The sequence below is a fragment of the Burkholderia thailandensis E264 genome (assembly GCF_000012365.1).
GTDB classification, from domain to species: domain Bacteria; phylum Pseudomonadota; class Gammaproteobacteria; order Burkholderiales; family Burkholderiaceae; genus Burkholderia; species Burkholderia thailandensis.
The window spans coordinates 1,577,955-1,594,249 of the sequence record NC_007651.1 but is presented as its reverse complement, the minus strand read 5'-3'; the positions used below and the strand labels follow the sequence as shown (position 1 = coordinate 1,594,249).

General features: G+C 69.7%; 11 protein-coding genes. 4 read left to right on the top strand and 7 right to left on the bottom strand.

Annotated features, from left to right (window positions below):
* Positions 1-14 precede the first annotated feature (14 nt).
* The 5 genes from BTH_RS19390 to xdhA form a co-directional block, all read right to left on the bottom strand.
* Positions 15-2,288: a TonB-dependent receptor gene (locus tag BTH_RS19390; protein ID WP_009889439.1), complete on the bottom strand. Its 2,274-nt coding sequence runs from the start codon at positions 2,286-2,288 to the stop codon at positions 15-17.
* A 452-nt stretch (positions 2,289-2,740) separates the two neighbouring features.
* The gene (locus BTH_RS19385) at positions 2,741-3,145 is read right to left on the bottom strand and encodes a nuclear transport factor 2 family protein (protein WP_009889438.1); all 405 of its coding nucleotides are present in this window, start codon (positions 3,143-3,145) and stop codon (positions 2,741-2,743) included.
* A 189-nt stretch (positions 3,146-3,334) separates the two neighbouring features.
* The gene (locus BTH_RS19380) at positions 3,335-4,117 is read right to left on the bottom strand and encodes a substrate-binding domain-containing protein (protein WP_009889437.1); all 783 of its coding nucleotides are present in this window, start codon (positions 4,115-4,117) and stop codon (positions 3,335-3,337) included.
* A 373-nt stretch (positions 4,118-4,490) separates the two neighbouring features.
* Complete coding sequence (xdhB, locus tag BTH_RS19375; RefSeq protein WP_009889436.1) at positions 4,491-6,854, bottom strand: xanthine dehydrogenase molybdopterin binding subunit; 2,364 nt, start codon at positions 6,852-6,854, stop codon at positions 4,491-4,493.
* A gap of 30 nt (positions 6,855-6,884) precedes the next feature.
* The gene (xdhA, locus tag BTH_RS19370) at positions 6,885-8,402 is read right to left on the bottom strand and encodes a xanthine dehydrogenase small subunit (RefSeq protein WP_009889433.1); all 1,518 of its coding nucleotides are present in this window, start codon (positions 8,400-8,402) and stop codon (positions 6,885-6,887) included.
* Between the two features lie 293 nt (positions 8,403-8,695).
* Here xdhA and BTH_RS19365 point away from each other — a divergent pair, with 293 nt between their 5' ends.
* Complete coding sequence (locus BTH_RS19365) at positions 8,696-9,910, top strand: MFS transporter (RefSeq protein WP_009889432.1); 1,215 nt, start codon at positions 8,696-8,698, stop codon at positions 9,908-9,910.
* A gap of 78 nt (positions 9,911-9,988) precedes the next feature.
* Here BTH_RS19365 and BTH_RS19360 read toward each other — a convergent pair whose 3' ends face one another.
* The gene (locus BTH_RS19360) at positions 9,989-10,879 is read right to left on the bottom strand and encodes a DMT family transporter (protein ID WP_009889430.1); all 891 of its coding nucleotides are present in this window, start codon (positions 10,877-10,879) and stop codon (positions 9,989-9,991) included.
* A 132-nt stretch (positions 10,880-11,011) separates the two neighbouring features.
* Here BTH_RS19360 and BTH_RS19355 point away from each other — a divergent pair, with 132 nt between their 5' ends.
* Entirely contained in the window at positions 11,012-11,968 is a 957-nt protein-coding gene (locus BTH_RS19355) for a helix-turn-helix domain-containing protein (RefSeq protein ID WP_038707897.1), read from the top strand.
* 24 nt (positions 11,969-11,992) lie between these two features.
* Here BTH_RS19355 and BTH_RS19350 read toward each other — a convergent pair whose 3' ends face one another.
* Positions 11,993-13,207, bottom strand: a complete 1,215-nt coding sequence (locus BTH_RS19350; protein WP_009889427.1) for a pyridoxal-phosphate-dependent aminotransferase family protein — start codon at positions 13,205-13,207, stop codon at positions 11,993-11,995.
* Between the two features lie 892 nt (positions 13,208-14,099).
* Here BTH_RS19350 and BTH_RS19345 point away from each other — a divergent pair.
* Positions 14,100-15,080 carry a LysR family transcriptional regulator gene (locus BTH_RS19345; RefSeq protein ID WP_009889425.1) on the top strand — a complete coding sequence of 327 codons (981 nt, stop codon included), beginning with the start codon at positions 14,100-14,102 and terminating at the stop codon, positions 15,078-15,080.
* A gap of 46 nt (positions 15,081-15,126) precedes the next feature.
* Positions 15,127-16,131, top strand: a complete 1,005-nt coding sequence (locus BTH_RS19340) for a 2-hydroxyacid dehydrogenase (RefSeq protein WP_009889423.1) — start codon at positions 15,127-15,129, stop codon at positions 16,129-16,131.
* The last annotated feature ends 164 nt before the right edge of the window (positions 16,132-16,295 follow it).

Sequence of the window (16,295 nt, the reverse complement as noted above, 5' to 3'; positions counted from 1 at the left end):
GATGCGCCGCCGCGCTAGAAGCGCAGCGTCGCGACGAGCTCGGCCGAACGCGACGGGCCGAGCAGCCATTGCGCGCCGCCGTTCGACGTCGACGCCGCGTACGTACGGTTCGCAAGGTTGCGCGCGTAGAGCGCGAGGCCGACGTCGCGCGTCGCCTGCCACGCGAGCGACGCGTCGAACACCGTGTACGACGGCACCGGCACGCGGTTCGCGTCGTCGCCGTAGCGACGGCCGACGTAACGCAAGCCCGCATTCGCGCGCCAGCCTGGCGCGAACGCCCAGCCGATCCACAGGTTCGCGGTCTGCCGCGCGATGTCGTGCGGCACGTTGCCCGCGCGCTGCACGACCGTGTCGCCGACGCGCTGGCCGAACGCGTCGTAACGCGCGCGCAGCAACGCCGCGTTTGCGTCGATCGTCACGCCGCCCGGCAGACGCACGCCGCCCGCGAGTTCGACGCCGCGCGACGACTGGCGGCCGATCTGCTGCGCGCGCGCCGGATTCAGCGGGTCGACGCTGACGAGGCCGCGCTTGACGATGTCGTAGACGGCGAGCGTCCAGTACGCGCGAGCGTCGTCGATCTCGTGCTTGACGCCCGCTTCCCATTGGCGCCCGGTCGCGAGCGTGTAGTTCGCCTGCGACGCCGGCAGCGTGACGAGCGAGCCCACGCCCTCCGCGCCCGTCGTGTATTGCGCGTACGCGGTCAGGCCCGGCGCGATCTCGTAGACGAGCCCGCTGCGCCAGCCGGTGTGCGCGAACGTCTTGTCGAACGCGCCGCCCGCGACCAGATCGTCGCGGTGAAACGACAGATGGTCGTAACGCAGCCCGCTCACCCACGCGAGCCGCGGCAGGACCTCGAGCCGGTTCTCGATGAACGCCGCCGCCTGATGCGTGCGCGTGCGAAAGCGCGGCAGCGTCGGATCGGGGCTCGCGAACGCGCCGGGATCGAAGCCGGCGGCGGCGACGGTCGATTCGCCGCGATACGGCGCGTTGTTCGCGCCGTCGAACGCGATCTGGTTGAACTCGGCGCCGACCACGAGGCGGTTCGCGCGGCCGAACACGCGCGAATCGATGCGTGCGGTGAAGCGCTCGCCGAACTGCCGCTCGCGATGGAAGATCTCGAGATAGTCGCTGCGCGCGACGGTGCGCGCCGCCGCGTCGAGCGCGTACGATTCCGCGTTGCGCCAATGGCGGCGCGTCGCGAGATAGTAGAGCTGGGCGTCGAGCGTCACGCCGTTGCCCGCGCGATAGGTCGCGGCAAGCCGCGTCCAGGTATCGTGGTAAGCGATCGTCGCGTCGCCGACGTTGTAGTTGCGCTCGCGCAGCGCGCGGTCGAGCACGCCGTTCGCCGCCGGCACGCCGAAATAGGTCGCCGGCTTCTGGCGGCCGTAGTCGTAATCGAGCGTAATCGACAAACGCGAATCGACATCGAGCTTCAGCGCGCCGCCGACGGCCGTCGCGTGCGCGTCGCCGCGCTCGACGAAGCCGCGCGTGCGCTCGTCGCTCAGATGGAAACGATAAGAAAGACGCGGGCCGAGCGCGCCCGTCGTGTCGAGCGCCACGCGCTTTTCGCCTTGCGTGCCGATGCTCGCCTGCAGCGTCGTCGATCGTTCGCGGCGCGGGCGCCGGGTCACGACATCGACGACGCCGCCGATCGCCCCTTCGCCGTGCAGCACCGACGCCGGCCCGCGCAGCACCTCGATGCGCTCGGCGGACCACGTCGAGAACGGGAACGTGACGGTGCCCGCGCCGGGGTAGAGACGCACGCCGTCGACGAGCGTCGTCACCGATTCCTGGCCGGCGAAGCCGCGCACGCTGAGCGCCGTGCCGCCGTTGCCGGGCGCCGCGGCCGTGCTGAAGCCCGTCGCGCGCGTGACGGCGTCGACGATCGTGCGATCGCCGCGCGCGGCCATCTGCCCGGACGTGATCGCCTCGACGCTCGCGGGCATGTCGAGGCTCGCGAGCTTCAGGCGCGAGCCGGCCGTGAGCGGCGTGGACAGCGGCGATGCGTGCGCCGCGTCGCTCGTCACGCGCACGGTCGGCAGTTCGCGATGCGGGTCGCGCGCGGATTCGGCCGGGTCCGCGTCGGCGGCGAGCGCGCCGGACGCCGTCACCGCGCACGCGAGCGCGGTGACGCAGCGCTCGACGGCCGTCGAGCGACGCGACGCGGCGGCGAGGCACGCGTGCGGGCCATGCGCGGCAGGCGCGCCGTGAGCGGCGCGGGCGGCCGCCGCCGCGAAGCTGCGCTCGAACGCGCGACGGCGCGACGGTGCATGCTGCGCCCGGCTCATCGACGGATTGCCTCGTCCACCGCCCCCGCCCGAGCGCACGCCGCACGCTCCACTGTCGTCGGCGCCACGCGGCCCCGAACGTTTCCCGCCCGCTTCGCTCTGTTCACTGCTCGTCGACTCCCGCAACCTCGATGGCATCGCGCGCGCGGCCGAACGCCGATCATCGGCATGCGAGGACCCGGGTCCCGCTTGCATCGGCGTCGCGCACGCACGGCTGGACGCAGGCGCCACGCGCACGTCACGATCGAATCGCGACGGCTTACGGTTCGCCTACACAGCGGGGACGATGATATAACATATCATCCGACTTTTGCAGCGAGGATCGGCAGGATCGAGGCGGCCCGCGCGTTCAGCGCTGGTCGATCGGCGCTTGCCGGACCGGCACGCGCCGCCCGGATTGAAATGCGAACGGCATGCGGCGAGAGAACCGCGCGCGCATTGGCGCGGATGATTCACGCCGCGCAGAACGTCTCCTGCAGATGCGTCCAGCGCACCGCGCCCGTCTGCGGGTCGCGCTCGAACACGGCGGTCGAGCGGCGCGTCGGCAACGCGCCCGTCGTGTCGGTTTGGAACTCGCAGTAGCTGATGACGCCGTGCGCCGCGTCCGCGACGAGCGCATGCATCTCCGAAAACGCGATCTTCAGGCCGGGCTTGCAGCCGGCGAGCCGCGCGAACAGCGCGCGCGTGGCGGCGCGATCGTAGGCGGCGCCGTCCGTGCCGATCATCGTGAAATGCGGCGCGAAGCGCGCCATCAGCGCATCGAGCGCCGCGGGCCCGGACACGTCACCCGAGAGCCAATTGCCGATCGCGTCGCAGCCGGCAGCGATTTCGTCGAAATACGGTTGATGCGCTTGCATGGATCTCCCTCGTTGACGCGCCGGACAGCGCGCGAAATCGCGAGTTTACGCGAAGCGCGCGTCCGACGCCGCATGCGACCGGCCATCTGCCGGCAACCGGCGAAGACGTTTCACGCCGCGTATCGCCCGTCGCGCGGCGCGCGGCGATCGTCGCGCGGCGCGCGCCGCCGCGCCCGGCCAAGCCGCGGATCAGCGCGCCGGCACCGGGTCGAGCCCCGTCTTGCGCACGTCGTCGGCAGAAGCCGGAGACGCCAGATAGTCGAGCAGCGCGCGCGCCTCGCGCGGACGCTTCGCGCCGACCGGAATCCCGCCCGCGAAGCGCGTGACCGATTGCAGCGGCTCCGGGAGCTTGCCGACGAACGTCACGCCCGGCACCGGCAGCAGCTCGCTCACCTGCTGGAAGCCGAGCGCATAGGTGCCGTCGGCGACCTTCGACGCAACCGGCACGCGCGGCACCATCGTTGCCTTCGGCTTAACCTCCGCCTCGACGCCGAGCCGCTTGAACAGCTCGTTCTGTACATAGACGCCGCTCGCGCTGTCCGAGTACGCGACCGACTTCGCTTGCAGCAACGCGGCCTTCAGCGCGGCGGGCGTGCCGATGTCGGGGGCGGGCTCGCCCGCGCGCACGACCGCGCCGATCCGCGAATCCGCGAGCTCGACGCGCGAGCCCGGCTCGACCTTGCCCTCGCGGATCAGCTTGTCGAGCGCATAGCCGACCATGATCACGACGTCGGCCGGCTCGCCGCGCGCGAGCCGGTTCGGAATCGCCTCGGGCGTCGCGCCCATCGACGGGCCGTACGCGATGTCGAGCCTGTTGCCCGTCGCCGCTTCGAACTTCGGCGCGAGCAATTGGTACGCGGCCGTGAAGCCGCCGGAATTCATCACGTGCAGTTCGGCCGCATGCGCTTGCGCGAGCGCGGCGGCTGCGGCCAGCAGCGCGGCGCCGATGCGCTTCGTCAGGGTATGTCTCATCGTTGTCGTCGTTTTCGATCGAGGTTGGGGAGAAAGCGACGATCATCTTCGCGGAAACCAGTTCCGCTGAAAAGTGCAGGTTTGTACGGAACGGTTCACTTTGGAGAACGCTTGCCGCCTTGCCATTCGCCGCTCGCCGCTCGCCGCCTGGCGCGCCATTCGCGCGGCGGACGCGAAATGCACGGACGCGATGCGGCGCGACGCAATGCAATGCGAGACGGCGCGTCACGATGCGGCGCAAACGACGCGATGCGGCAACCGTCTCACCGCGCGTCTCCTAAGCCTTGCGGCTGTCGCGCTTTCCCTGCTGACCGTGCTTGCCGCATGCGCCGACGCGCGCCGCCCACGCCCTCCGCCGCGCCCCCGCCCCGCATCACGCGCCCGCCCGCGCGGCGCGCACCGCCTGCACCGCGCGCAGGATCGACTCGCCCGTCGCGGGCGCGGCGAGCGGCGGATTGATCGCGTAATCGCCCACCGCCGCAACCGCGTCGCGGATCGCGAAGAACACCGAGAACGGCAGCAACAGCGGCGGCTCGCCGACGGCCTTCGACCGGTGAATGCTGTCCTCCGCGTTGCGGTTGTCGAACAGCTTCACGCGGAAATCCGGCGGACAATCGTTGACGGTCGGAATCTTGTAGGTCGACGGTGCGTGCGTCATCAGCTTGCCGCCATCGTTCCACCACAATTCCTCGGTCGTGAGCCACCCCATCCCCTGGATGAACGCGCCCTCGACCTGCCCGATGTCGAGCGCCGGATTCAGCGACGCGCCGACGTCATGCAGCGCATCCGCGCGCAACACGCGCATCTCGCCCGTCAGCGTATCGACGACGACTTCCGACACCGCCGCGCCGTACGCGTAGTAGAAGAACGGCCGCCCGCGCAGCGTCGCCTGATCCCAGTGCAGCTTCGGCGTCGCATAGAAGCCGTCCGACCACAGCTGCACGCGCGCGCGATACGCCTGCGCGGCGAGCGCCTCGAACGGCACGGCCGTCTCGCCGACGCGCACCTCGTCGCGCGCGAAGCGCACGTCCGCCGCTCGCGCGTTGCCGCCGCCGAAATGCTCGGCCGCGAACGCGGCAAGCCGCTCGCGCAACTGGCGCGCGGCGTCCTGCGCGGCCTTGCCGTTCAGGTCCGAGCCCGTCGACGCCGCCGTCGCCGACGTGTTCGCGACCTTGCTCGTGTCGGTCGCCGTCACGCGAATCCGCGCGAAGTCCACGCCGAGTTCGTGCGCGACGACCTGCGCGACCTTCGTGTTGAGCCCCTGGCCCATCTCGGTGCCGCCGTGGTTCACGAGGATCGAGCCGTCGGTGTAGATGTGGACGAGCGCGCCCGCCTGGTTGAAATGCGTGACGTTGAACGCGATGCCGAACTTCACCGGCGTGAGCGCGATGCCCTTCTTCAGCACCGGGCTCGCCGCGTTGAACGCGCGCGTCGCCGCGCGGCGCGCGCGATACGCGCTCGTCGCCTCGAGCTCGGCGATCAGCTCGGGCAGCACGTTGTCCTCGATCGTCTGCCCGTAGGGCGTCACGTTGCGCTCGGTCTTGCCGTACAGGTTCGCGCGGCGCACGTCGAGCGGATCGCGGCCGAGCGCGCGCGCGACGCTGTCGATGATGTACTCGATCGCGAACGCGCCCTGCGGGCCGCCGAAGCCGCGAAACGCGGTGTTCGACTGCGTGTTCGTCTTCCCGCATCGGCCGACGATCGACACGTCGGGCAGCCAGTACGCGTTGTCGAAGTGGCACACGGCGCGCGTCATCACGGGCCCCGACAGATCGGCGGAAAAGCCGCAGCGCGACGTCATGTCGACCGAGACGCCCTCGATCACGCCCGCGTCGTCGTAGCCGACGTCGTAGCGATAATGGAAATCGTGCCGCTTGCCGGTGATCATCATGTCGTCGTCGCGATCGGGGCGCAGCTTCACCGGGCACTGCAGCTTCCAGGCGGCGAGCGCGGCGCAGCACGCGAACAGGCCCGATTGCGATTCCTTGCCGCCGAAGCCGCCGCCCATGCGCCGGCATTCGACGAGCACGTCGTGCGACGCGAGCCCCAGCACGTGCGCGACGAGGTGCTGCATCTCGCTCGGATGCTGCGTCGAGCTGTACACGTGCATCGCGCCGTCTTCTTTCGGCACCGCGTAGGCGATCTGCCCTTCGAGATAGAACTGCTCCTGCCCGCCGAGCGTCAGCTCGCCCGCGTCGCGATGCACGGCGCGCGCGATCCGTTCGGCCGCGTCGCCGCGCGCGAGCGTCATCGGCGGCAGCACGTACGAATCGGCCGCGCGCGCCGCCTGCGCGGTCAGGATCGCCGGCAACGCTTCGTATTCGATCTGCGCGAGGCGCGCGGCGCGGCGCGCGGCGTCGTGCGACGCCGCGACGACGACGAACATCGGCTGCCCGACGTACTGAACGACGCCGTCGGCGAGCACCGGATCGTCATGGACGATCGGCCCGCAATCGTTCGCGCCCGGAATGTCGGCCGCGGTCAGCACCGCGACGACGCCCGCCGCCGCGCGCACCGCGTCGAGCCGCATCGACGCGATCCTCGCGTGCGGCTTCGCGGACAGGCCGAGCGCCGCGTGCAGCGTGCCGGCGACGAGCGGGATGTCGTCGGTGTAGGTCGCGCGTCCGCTCACGTGCAGATGCGCGGATTCATGCGGACGCGACACGTGGACTTGCTTGAACGCGTCGCGCTCGGCGTTCGCTGCGACGCTCAGGAAAGGTTCGGCTTGCTGATTCATGATGCGATGGCTCCGCTGGGCGTCGATCGGTCAGGAAGCGGCCGGCTCGGCGGCGACTTCGCGCACGTTCACGGCCGACGCGGGCAGCGGATCGAGCGGGCGGGTCTCCAGCCAGAAGCGGTACAGCAGGTTCTTCGCGGTCTCGAGCCGATACGCGCGCGTCGCGCGCATGTCGGTGAGCGGCGCGTAGTCGTCGCCGAGCGCGCGCATCGCGGCGAGCGCGGCGGCCTCGTCCCAAACGGCGTCGGCGAGCGCGGCTTCCGCGCGCAATGCACGCTTCGGCGTCGCGGCCATCCCGCCGAACGCGATGCGCGGCGCGCGGATCGCGTCGCCGTCGGCAACGAACGCGAACGCCGCGCAAACGGCCGAGATGTCGGAGTCGAAGCGCTTCGACAGCTTGTACGTGCGAAACCGCAGGTTCGCGCGCGCGCCGGTGCGCGTGGGCACCTTCAGCGCGACGACAAGCTCGTGCTCGGCCATGTCCTTCTTCTGATAGCCGACGTACAGATCCTCGAGCGGCAGCTCGCGCGTCGCGTCGCCGCCGCGCAGCACGACCCGCGCGCCGAGCGCGATCAGGCCCGGCATCGAATCGCCGATCGGCGAGCCGTTCGCGACGTTGCCGCCGATCGTCCCCGCGTTGCGGATCGGCAGCGACGCGAAGCGCTTCCACATCTCGGCGAGCTCCGGATAGTGCGCGGCGAGCGCCGCATACGCGGCCTCGAGCGTCGCACCCGCGCCGATCTCGATCCAGTCGTCGCGCTCGACGATGCGGCGCAGCTCGGGCACCTGGCCGACATACAGCACGTCGCCCAGATCGCGCAGTTGCTTCGTCACCCACAGGCCGACATCGGTGCTGCCCGCGAGCACGCGCGCGGCGGGCTTCTCGGCCTTCAGCCGCGCGAGCGCGTCGAGCGTGCGCGGCGCGTCGAACGCCTGGCCCGCGTGCGCGTAGTGGAACGTGTCGTCGCGGCGCAGCGCCTGCAGCGTGCGTGCGAGCGCGGCGACGTCGACGGGAACCTTCGGCGGCGGCGCGTCGAACATTCGCACGGCCGCGTCGACGATCGGCCGATAGCCGGTGCAGCGGCACAGGTTGCCGGTGAGCGCGTCGGCGATCTGCGCGCGCGACGGCGTCGTGCGATCGGCGCGCTGCGCGTCGTGCCCGTGCTGCTCGTAGAGCGCCCACATCGACATCGCGAAGCCCGGCGTGCAGAAGCCGCACTGCGAGCCGTGACATTCGACGAGCGCGTCCTGCACCGGATGCAGCGCGCCGTCCGGCTGGCGCAGGTCCTCGACGGTGAAGAGCGCGCGGCCGTCGAGCGTCGGCAGGAACTGGATGCACGCGTTGACCGCCTTGAACGCGACGCCGCCCGCCTCGTTCAGCTCGCCGACGACGACCGTGCACGCGCCGCAGTCGCCCTCCGCGCAGCCTTCCTTCGTGCCGGTGCAATGCGCGTCCTCGCGCAGGTACTGGAGCACCGTGCGGGTCACGTCCGCGCCGCTGACTTCGCGGATCGCCCGGCGATGATAGAAACGGATCGGCTCACTCATGTTGCGTCGTTCTCGTTGCATCGTTCTCGAAAATGGGGACACGTCACGACGGCGGCGGCGCGCGACGCCGGGGAACGGCATGCGAACGGCCGCCGCAGCCGTCGTCGTCATGTTTCGCACGCTATCACCGTCAAATTCCGGAACCCATAGCCGAGCGCGCATGCGGCTCATATCGCTGCGGCGATATGCCGCTTTGCAGGACACTGAACTAAGCGGTACCTGCAAGAAAACCGGTTCCATGCAAAAATTCGGCTTTCGCATCAAGTGGATGCGCGTTTTCGTTCCCGCCCCCAATGTCAGCCGATTCCGCCTCTTCCCCACGCAACGCATTCGCCACGACGCTGCAGATCGTCTCCGTCGTTTCGTTCACGTTCGTCTGCTATCTGACGATCGGCCTGCCGCTCGCGGTGCTGCCGGGCTTCGTTCATGACGAACTCGGCTTTTCGGCGATCGTCGCGGGCGCGGCGATCAGCGTGCAGTATTTCGCGACGCTCGCGTCGCGGCCGCTCGCCGGCCGCTGCGCGGACACGCTCGGCCCGAAGCGCACCGTGCTGCGCGGGCTCGCCGCGTGCGGCGCGAGCGGCGCGCTGCTGTTGTCCGCGTTCGCGTTCGCGCGCTGGCCCGCCGCGAGCATCGTGCTGCTCGTCGCGAGCCGGCTCGTGCTCGGCGTCGGCGAGAGCCTCGTCGGCACGGGCGCGATCCTGTGGGGCATCGGCCGCGTCGGCGCCGCGCACAACGCGCGCGTCATCTCGTGGAACGGCATCGCGACATACGGCGCGCTCGCGATCGGCGCGCCCGTCGGCGTCGCGATCGCTCATGCGCTGATTCCCGCCGTGCTCGGCGTGCTCGTGATCGCGCTCGCGGCGCTCGGCTACTACCTCGCGCGGCTGATCGCGCCCGTGCCGCTCGTGCACGGCGAGCGGATGTCGTACGCAAGCGTGTTCACCCGCGTGCTGCCGCACGGCCTTGGCCTCGCGCTCGGTTCGGCCGGCTTCGGCTCGATCGCGACGTTCATCACGCTCTATTACGCGTCGCGGCACTGGCCGAACGCCGCGCTGTCGCTGACCGTGTTCGGCACGCTGTTCATCGGCGCGCGCCTGCTGTTCGCGAATACGATCAAGACGCACGGCGGGTTCCGCGTCGCGATCGTGTCGTTCGCGTTCGAATGCGCGGGCCTCCTGATGCTGTGGCTCGCGCCCGTGCCGCACGTCGCGCTCGTCGGCGCGGCGTTGACGGGCTTCGGCTTCGCGCTGATCTTTCCCGCGCTCGGCGTCGAGGCGGTCGCGCTCGTGCCGCCCGCGAGCCGCGGCGCAGCGCTGTCCGCGTATTCGGTGTTCCTCGATCTGTCGCTCGGGATCACGGGGCCGCTCGCCGGTTACGTCGCGGGCGCGTTCGGCTATGCGCAGGTGTTCCTGTGCGCGGCCGTCGCGGCGGCGGCGGGCGTCGCGCTGTCGGCGGCGCTGTATCAGCGGCAGGCGCGCCTGTCGGGCAGCGGCGCGGCCGCTTGAGGTCGCTTGAGGCCGCTTAAGGTCGCCCGAACGGCCGGCCGGCGGCGCCGCGTCCGGCGGCGGCCGCGCACCATCCGCTCAGGCGGTGCGCACGAAGAACCGGCGCGTCAGATCGAACGCAACCAGATTGCCGGCGACGACGAGCATCAGCCCGGCGACCGCGACGGGCGACCACCGGTACCCCTCGAACACGGTCGACACGGCAAGCGCGACGATCGGGAACAGCACCGTGCAATAAGCGGCGCGCTCGGGCCCGATCCGGCCGACGAGCGTCAGGTACGCCGTAAACCCGATCACCGAGCCGGGCACCGCGAGATAGACGAGCGCGGCGAGATAGCGCGGACTCGTGTCCGGCGCGAGCGGCAGGCCGGCCGCGATGCTGCCGGCGGTCAGGATCGTCGCGCCGATCAGCATCGCCCAGCCGTTGGTCGCGAGCGGATGCAGCCCCATTGCCTGCATCCGGCTCGACAGCAGATTGCCCGCCGAGAAGCACATCGTGCCCGCCAACGCGATCGCCAGGCCGATCCAGGTCGCGCGATCGTCGACGTGCCCCGCCATCTGCTGCCAGAACAGGCATCCGATACCGGCCAGCCCGAGCAAGGCGCCCGCGATCGCGGACTGCCGCAGCGGCCGCCCCATGAACAGCCGCCCGTTGATCGAGTTCAGGAGCGGCGCGGTCGAGAACACCACCGCGACGAGGCCGCTCGGCACGACCTGCTCCGAGTAGTAGAAGCACAGGAAATTGAGGCAGAAGAGCGCGAAGCCCTGCGCGACGAGAAAACGCCATGCATCGCGCGGCGGCAGGATCGGCCTGCGCATCGCGCGCAGCAGCACGAACATCGCCGCGGCCGCGAGCCAGAAGCGCCATGCAATCGACACGGGCGGCGGCACGCTGCCCAACTGCCATTTGATCGCGATCCAGGTGGTGCCCCAGATCAGCACGGTGACGACGTAAAGCGACAGATTCATGGCGAAAGCGAAGCGAAGACGAAACGGGACTTCGACTATGCCGCCCCGCTTCCGGCGCGGATTGTCTGGAATTGCGCTCTTTTGCGCACGGCCGGGCCGCGCACGCGCGTGCGCGCTTATACTCGCTCCACCATGCACGCGCCCTCCTCGCCTTCGCTCGATGCCCGCCTGTCCGTGCCCGTCGCCGATTTCGTCGGCGGCGAAGTGCCGTTCGGCCTGCAGTCCGTCTGTCGGACGCTCGCCGAGGCGAACGCGAGGCTCGAGCGCTTCGCGTGGCTCGGCGATCACCTCGCGATCGCCGAATGGACGCGCGTCACCGAGGAAAGCGAAACGGTGTATGCGCAGCCGGGACATCACACGCTATCGTGCTACCTGGACGGCGGCTACCGCACCGAGCGGCAGAAAATCGCGCGCTACGGCGCGCCGAGCCTGCTGTGCGCGCTGCCGGGCGACCACGAATCGCGCTGGTGGGTGCGCGGCGAGATGCACTTCGTCCACCTGTACTTCCTGCCCGAGCACTTCGCGCGGCGCGCCGTGCGCGAGCTCGACCGCGAGCCGCGCGAACTGAAGCTCGCCGATCGCACGTATTTCGAGGATGCGCGCGTCGCCGCGCTATGCCGCTCGCTCGCGCTCGAGCACTGGGACGACGCCGACGGCCGGCTGCGCGTGAACGAAACCGCGCACGAGGTGCTGAGCCTCCTGCTGCGCGGGCAAAGCATGACCCACGCCGACGCGCCGTTCAAGGGCGGGCTCGCGCCCGCCGTGCGCCGCCGCGTGCGCGACTACATCGACACGTACCTGACGCAGCCGATGACGCTCGGCGAGTTGGCCGAGATCGCGTCGCTATCCGAATACCATTTCTCGCGGATGTTCCGCGTGTCGTTCGGCCGCGCGCCGCATGCGTGGATCGCCGAGCAGCGCCTTGCCCGCGCGCGCACGCTGCTGCGCACGACGTCGCTGCCGCTCGCGCAGGTGGCCGCGCAGTGCGGCTACGCGAACGCCGTGCATCTCGGGCACCGCTTTCGCGACGCGCACGGCGCGACGCCGGGCATGTACCGCCGCGCGATGCAGGCCGCCCAGGCTCGATAGACGGCCGCGGGCATCGCGCCGAGGCTACGCGGCGCGCCCCGACAACGCCTGCTCGAGCGCCGCGACGCCGGCCGGCAGGTCGACGCCCACCTTCAGATCGACCATCGTGCGGCCGAACGCGTGCAGCGTGCGGAACAGATTGTGCTCGCGGCACTGCTCGCCCATCTGGCCGATCCGCACGATCGGCAGGCCGAACGAGCCCGAGATCTCGACCTGGTACTGCTTCGAGATATGCCCGCAGATGAGCCCCGGCGTGAGCCCTTGCGGCGCCGCGATGCCGACGACCGAGTTCAGCCGGCACGATTCGGGCGCGTACAGCTCGAGCCCCATCCCGGTGATTCCCGCCTGCAGCGCGAGCGAGCAGCGCAGGTGCCGCGCGAAGCGGTTCTCGAGCGTCTCCGCGCAGACGAGCCGCAGCGCCTCGTGCAGCGCGAGCACGCCGGACACGGGCGCCGTGTAGTGGTAGCCGGCGTTGTGCCAGAAGTTCTCGGCGAGCGCCATGTCGAGGCACCAGTGCGTGTTCGGCTCCGGGCGGCTCTTCATCCGCTCCCACGCCGCGTCGGAAAACGCGATCAGCGACACGCCCGGAATCGACGACAGCCCCTTCTGCCCGCCCGTGATCACCGCGTCGATGCCCCACGCGTCCATGTCGAGCGGCATCGTCGACAGCGTGCAGACCGCGTCGACGACGACGAGCGCGCCCGCCGCCTTCGCGATCGTCGCGATCTCCTTCAGATGGCGGTTCCACACGGTGTTCGACGTCTCGCCATGGACGATCGTGACGATCTCGGGGCGCTCGCGCGCGATCGCATCGGCGATCTCGTCGAGGCTCGCGACCGAGCGGTCCGGCACGTCGATCGTCGCGACGCTCGCGCCGACGCGCATCGCCATCTCGGCCATCCGCGCGCTGAAGAATCCGTTCTTGATCGACAGCACCTTCGTGCCGGACCACGCGAGATTCGAAACGGCCATTTCCATCGCGGCGGAGCCCGGCCCGGCGACGCCCAGCACCCACTTCGTGCGGGTCTGGAACACGTAGCGGGCCATTTCCTTTACCTGCTCGATGATCTTCGCCATCGTCGCGCCCAGGTGGTTGATCACGATCGTGTTCGCCTTCGCGACCGCGGCGGGAATCGGCACGGGGCCGGCGCCCATCATGAGGAGCGGTTCTTCGGGCAGGATCGCGTCGAGCGGGACGACGACGGGGCGGGGAATCGGCGAGTGATCGGTCGTGGACATGGGCGGGCGCGGAACAACGGGTTGGAAAAAGCGGTGATCGATCGATCATTCCGCGAACCGTTGCAATGCGCAAGTGTTTTGATCGATGCGTGCTTCGGATGCTTGCGCGCCGTCGGATCGGCCCCGCCCGCGCGTACGGCCCGCCCGGCCGGACGCGGCGCCGGCGGCGACGGACGACGGACGACCGAAGGCGCGGCGGGCGCCCGCCCGGCCAGGCCGCCCTGCGACATCTCAGAGGTTGACACGCGCCGCGCCCGCTCCGCCCCCATCCGGGCGCCGCACGCTTTCGCGCGACGCGCATCGGAAAATTCCGGCCTGCCCGGCCCGAATAGGCCAAAATGGCATCAAATCGACTCCCCATTAAATCGAAAAATCATTTTTTGCAAGCCGGTCCGTCAAACTTTCCGTAAAAGCTTGCATTAACCATTCGATGCGGTGCAGCAAATCCATTTGTTCCGCACCGGAAAAGAACCGCGCGCCTCATTGCAATTCGCACACAAAAATACCCAAAAAAAATACGCGAGCGGCATCCCGCGCGCGGCGCACCGCACTCCGAACCAGCGGAGTCCCGAAATGGAAACGGTCCCGCGCCGGCGCGCCGCCAGGCCGCCTTGCCGGGATTAAAACCGGCGCAATCGGCGAATATCACGCACGCGAATCGCGGAATCGGTTCACGCCCCATAAATAGGGATCGCCGGGGCCGGCGGCCGATTTATTACATTCGGGATGAAATAATTATTTAGTTGACTGATGCTGTCAGCTTATTGAACAATTTGCCCAGCCTTCGATGATTCGTTATTTAAGACAAGCCCTGTGCTGATCCGACAGCCGCGGCTCGCCATGATCGAAGGCGAAAAACACAACATAATCATTTAATGGGCCAACGAAAGCTATGAACCAAATCCAGACCATGCGTGTCTTCGTATGTGTTGCCGAACTGCAGAGCTTCCGCCGGGCGGCGCGGAAACTCGGCGTATCGAATGCGCTCGTCACGCGTTCGATCGCGATGCTCGAAACACATCTGAACACGCGTCTCATCCATCGCACGACACGCAATCTGTCGCTGACGGAAGCGGGCATCCGCTACCTCGACGGCTGCCGGGCGCTCCTCGAGGAATTCGATCAGCTCGAGGCGTCCGTCGAGCGAGCGGTGCACGAGCCCGTCGGCACGTTGCGCGTCGCCGTGTCCGGGCTGCTGTCGCCCGGCCGGATCACCCCGCTCGTCGACAGCTACCGGCGCCAGTACCCGAAGGTGCGCGTGCAGTTGACGCTGACCGAGGGGCAGCTCGACGTGATCGAAGCCGGCTACGACGCGGGCCTCGTCACGGGCGGCCGCCTCGACGGCAACCCGGCGCTCATCGGTCATCCGCTGATGCCGAACACGCTCGCGCTCTGCGCGGCGCCCTCGTACATCGAGCGGCACGGCGCGCCGCACCGCCCCGACGATCTCATCCGCCACGCGTGCATCGCGCTGCCGGCCGGCCAGCATGCATCGACCTGGCGCTTCGTCGATCCGGACCACTTCACGCACGTCGTGTCGCTGCAGCCGGTCTATACGGTCAACAGCGCGTCGATGGTGCGCGCGGCGACGCTCGCCGGCACCGGCATCTCCGTGCTGCCGGAAAGCTACATCGCCGATGCGCTCGAAAGCGGCGAGCTCGTTCGGATTCTCGGCGATTACCGGATCGACGATCCCGACACGCAGTTGTCCATCGTCTATCCGAACCGCCAGTTCCTGCCGGCGCGCACGCGCAGCTTCGTCGAGCACGCGCTGTACCACCTCGGCGGGCAGAAGACCGAGACGAACGGCCACTACTTCATGCGCGAAGCCGGCACGGCGAAGCGCCCGGACGTCGTCGCCGGGCTCCAGTGACGCCCGGCTGAAGTAAACTGACGCGCACCTTTACCGGAGGCCAAGCGTGCGCGTGATTCTTTTCAGCAGCCGGCAGTACGACCACGATTCGTTCGATGCCGCCAACCAGTCGTTCGGCTACCGGCTGCATTTCCAGCCTTCCCATCTCGACGCGGAAACGGCCATCCTCGCCCGCGGCTACGAGGTCGTCTGTCCGTTCGTCAACGATACGCTCGACGCCGCCGTGCTCGAAACGCTCGCCGCGGGCGGCACGCGCGTGATCGCGCTGCGCTCGGCGGGCTTCAACCATGTCGATCTGGCGGCGGCCGCCCGGCTCGGGCTCACCGTCGTGCGCGTGCCCGCCTACTCGCCGCATGCGGTCGCCGAGCACGCGGTCGCGCTGATCCTCGCGCTCAACCGCCGCCTGCCGCGCGCCGTCGCGCGCACCCGCGAAGGCGACTTCTCGTTGAACGGGCTGCTCGGCTTCGATCTGTTCGGCAAGACGATCGGCGTGATCGGCACGGGGCTCATCGGCAGCGTGTTCGCGCGAATCATGACGGGCTTCGGGATGCGCGTGCTCGCGCATTCGCTGCCGCCGCACGACGACGCGCTGATCGCGCTCGGCGTGCGCTACGTGCCGCTCGACGCGCTGCTCGCCGAATCGGACATCGTGAGCCTGCACTGCCCGCTGATGCCCGCGACCCACCACATGATCGACGCCGACGCGCTCGCGCGGATGAAGCCGGGCGCGATGCTGATCAACACGAGTCGCGGCGGCCTCGTCGACACGCAGGCGCTGATCGACGCGCTGAAGACGGGCCAGCTCGGCCATCTCGGGCTCGACGTCTACGAAGAGGAAAGCGGGCTCTTCTTCGAGGACCATTCCGACCGTCCGCTGCAGGACGACGTGCTCGCGCGGCTGCTCACGTTCCCGAACGTGATCGTCACGTCGCACCAGGCGTTCTTCACGCGCGAAGCGCTCGCGGAGATCGCGCACGCAACGCTGTCGAACATCCGCGCGTGGCAGGACGGCGCGCCGCAGAACGTCGTCGACGCCGGGCGGCAGGGCTAACGGCAGGCGGAAACGAACGGGCGCGGCGCGCGGCCGTGCGCAGGCGCGCCGGTTCGGTGAGCCGGGTGAGGCCGGCGGCCGCGCATTGTGTGCCGTGTGCCGCGTGTGTTGCAGCGCCCGCTGCGCGATCGCCGGGAATTCGGGCGAGCTTCTGACATCCCGGC

Coding starts and splice junctions, on each gene's coding strand:
- xdhA (WP_009889433.1), bottom strand. CDS start 8,402: ATGAGTGAGCCGATCCGTTTCTATCATCGCCGGGCGATCCGCGAAGTC.
- BTH_RS19390 (WP_009889439.1), bottom strand. CDS start 2,288: ATGAGCCGGGCGCAGCATGCACCGTCGCGCCGTCGCGCGTTCGAGCGC.
- BTH_RS19355 (WP_038707897.1), top strand. CDS start 11,012: ATGCACGCGCCCTCCTCGCCTTCGCTCGATGCCCGCCTGTCCGTGCCC.
- BTH_RS19385 (WP_009889438.1), bottom strand. CDS start 3,145: ATGCAAGCGCATCAACCGTATTTCGACGAAATCGCTGCCGGCTGCGAC.
- BTH_RS19350 (WP_009889427.1), bottom strand. CDS start 13,207: ATGTCCACGACCGATCACTCGCCGATTCCCCGCCCCGTCGTCGTCCCG.
- BTH_RS19365 (WP_009889432.1), top strand. CDS start 8,696: ATGTCAGCCGATTCCGCCTCTTCCCCACGCAACGCATTCGCCACGACG.
- BTH_RS19345 (WP_009889425.1), top strand. CDS start 14,100: ATGAACCAAATCCAGACCATGCGTGTCTTCGTATGTGTTGCCGAACTG.
- xdhB (WP_009889436.1), bottom strand. CDS start 6,854: ATGAATCAGCAAGCCGAACCTTTCCTGAGCGTCGCAGCGAACGCCGAG.
- BTH_RS19360 (WP_009889430.1), bottom strand. CDS start 10,879: ATGAATCTGTCGCTTTACGTCGTCACCGTGCTGATCTGGGGCACCACC.
- BTH_RS19380 (WP_009889437.1), bottom strand. CDS start 4,117: ATGAGACATACCCTGACGAAGCGCATCGGCGCCGCGCTGCTGGCCGCA.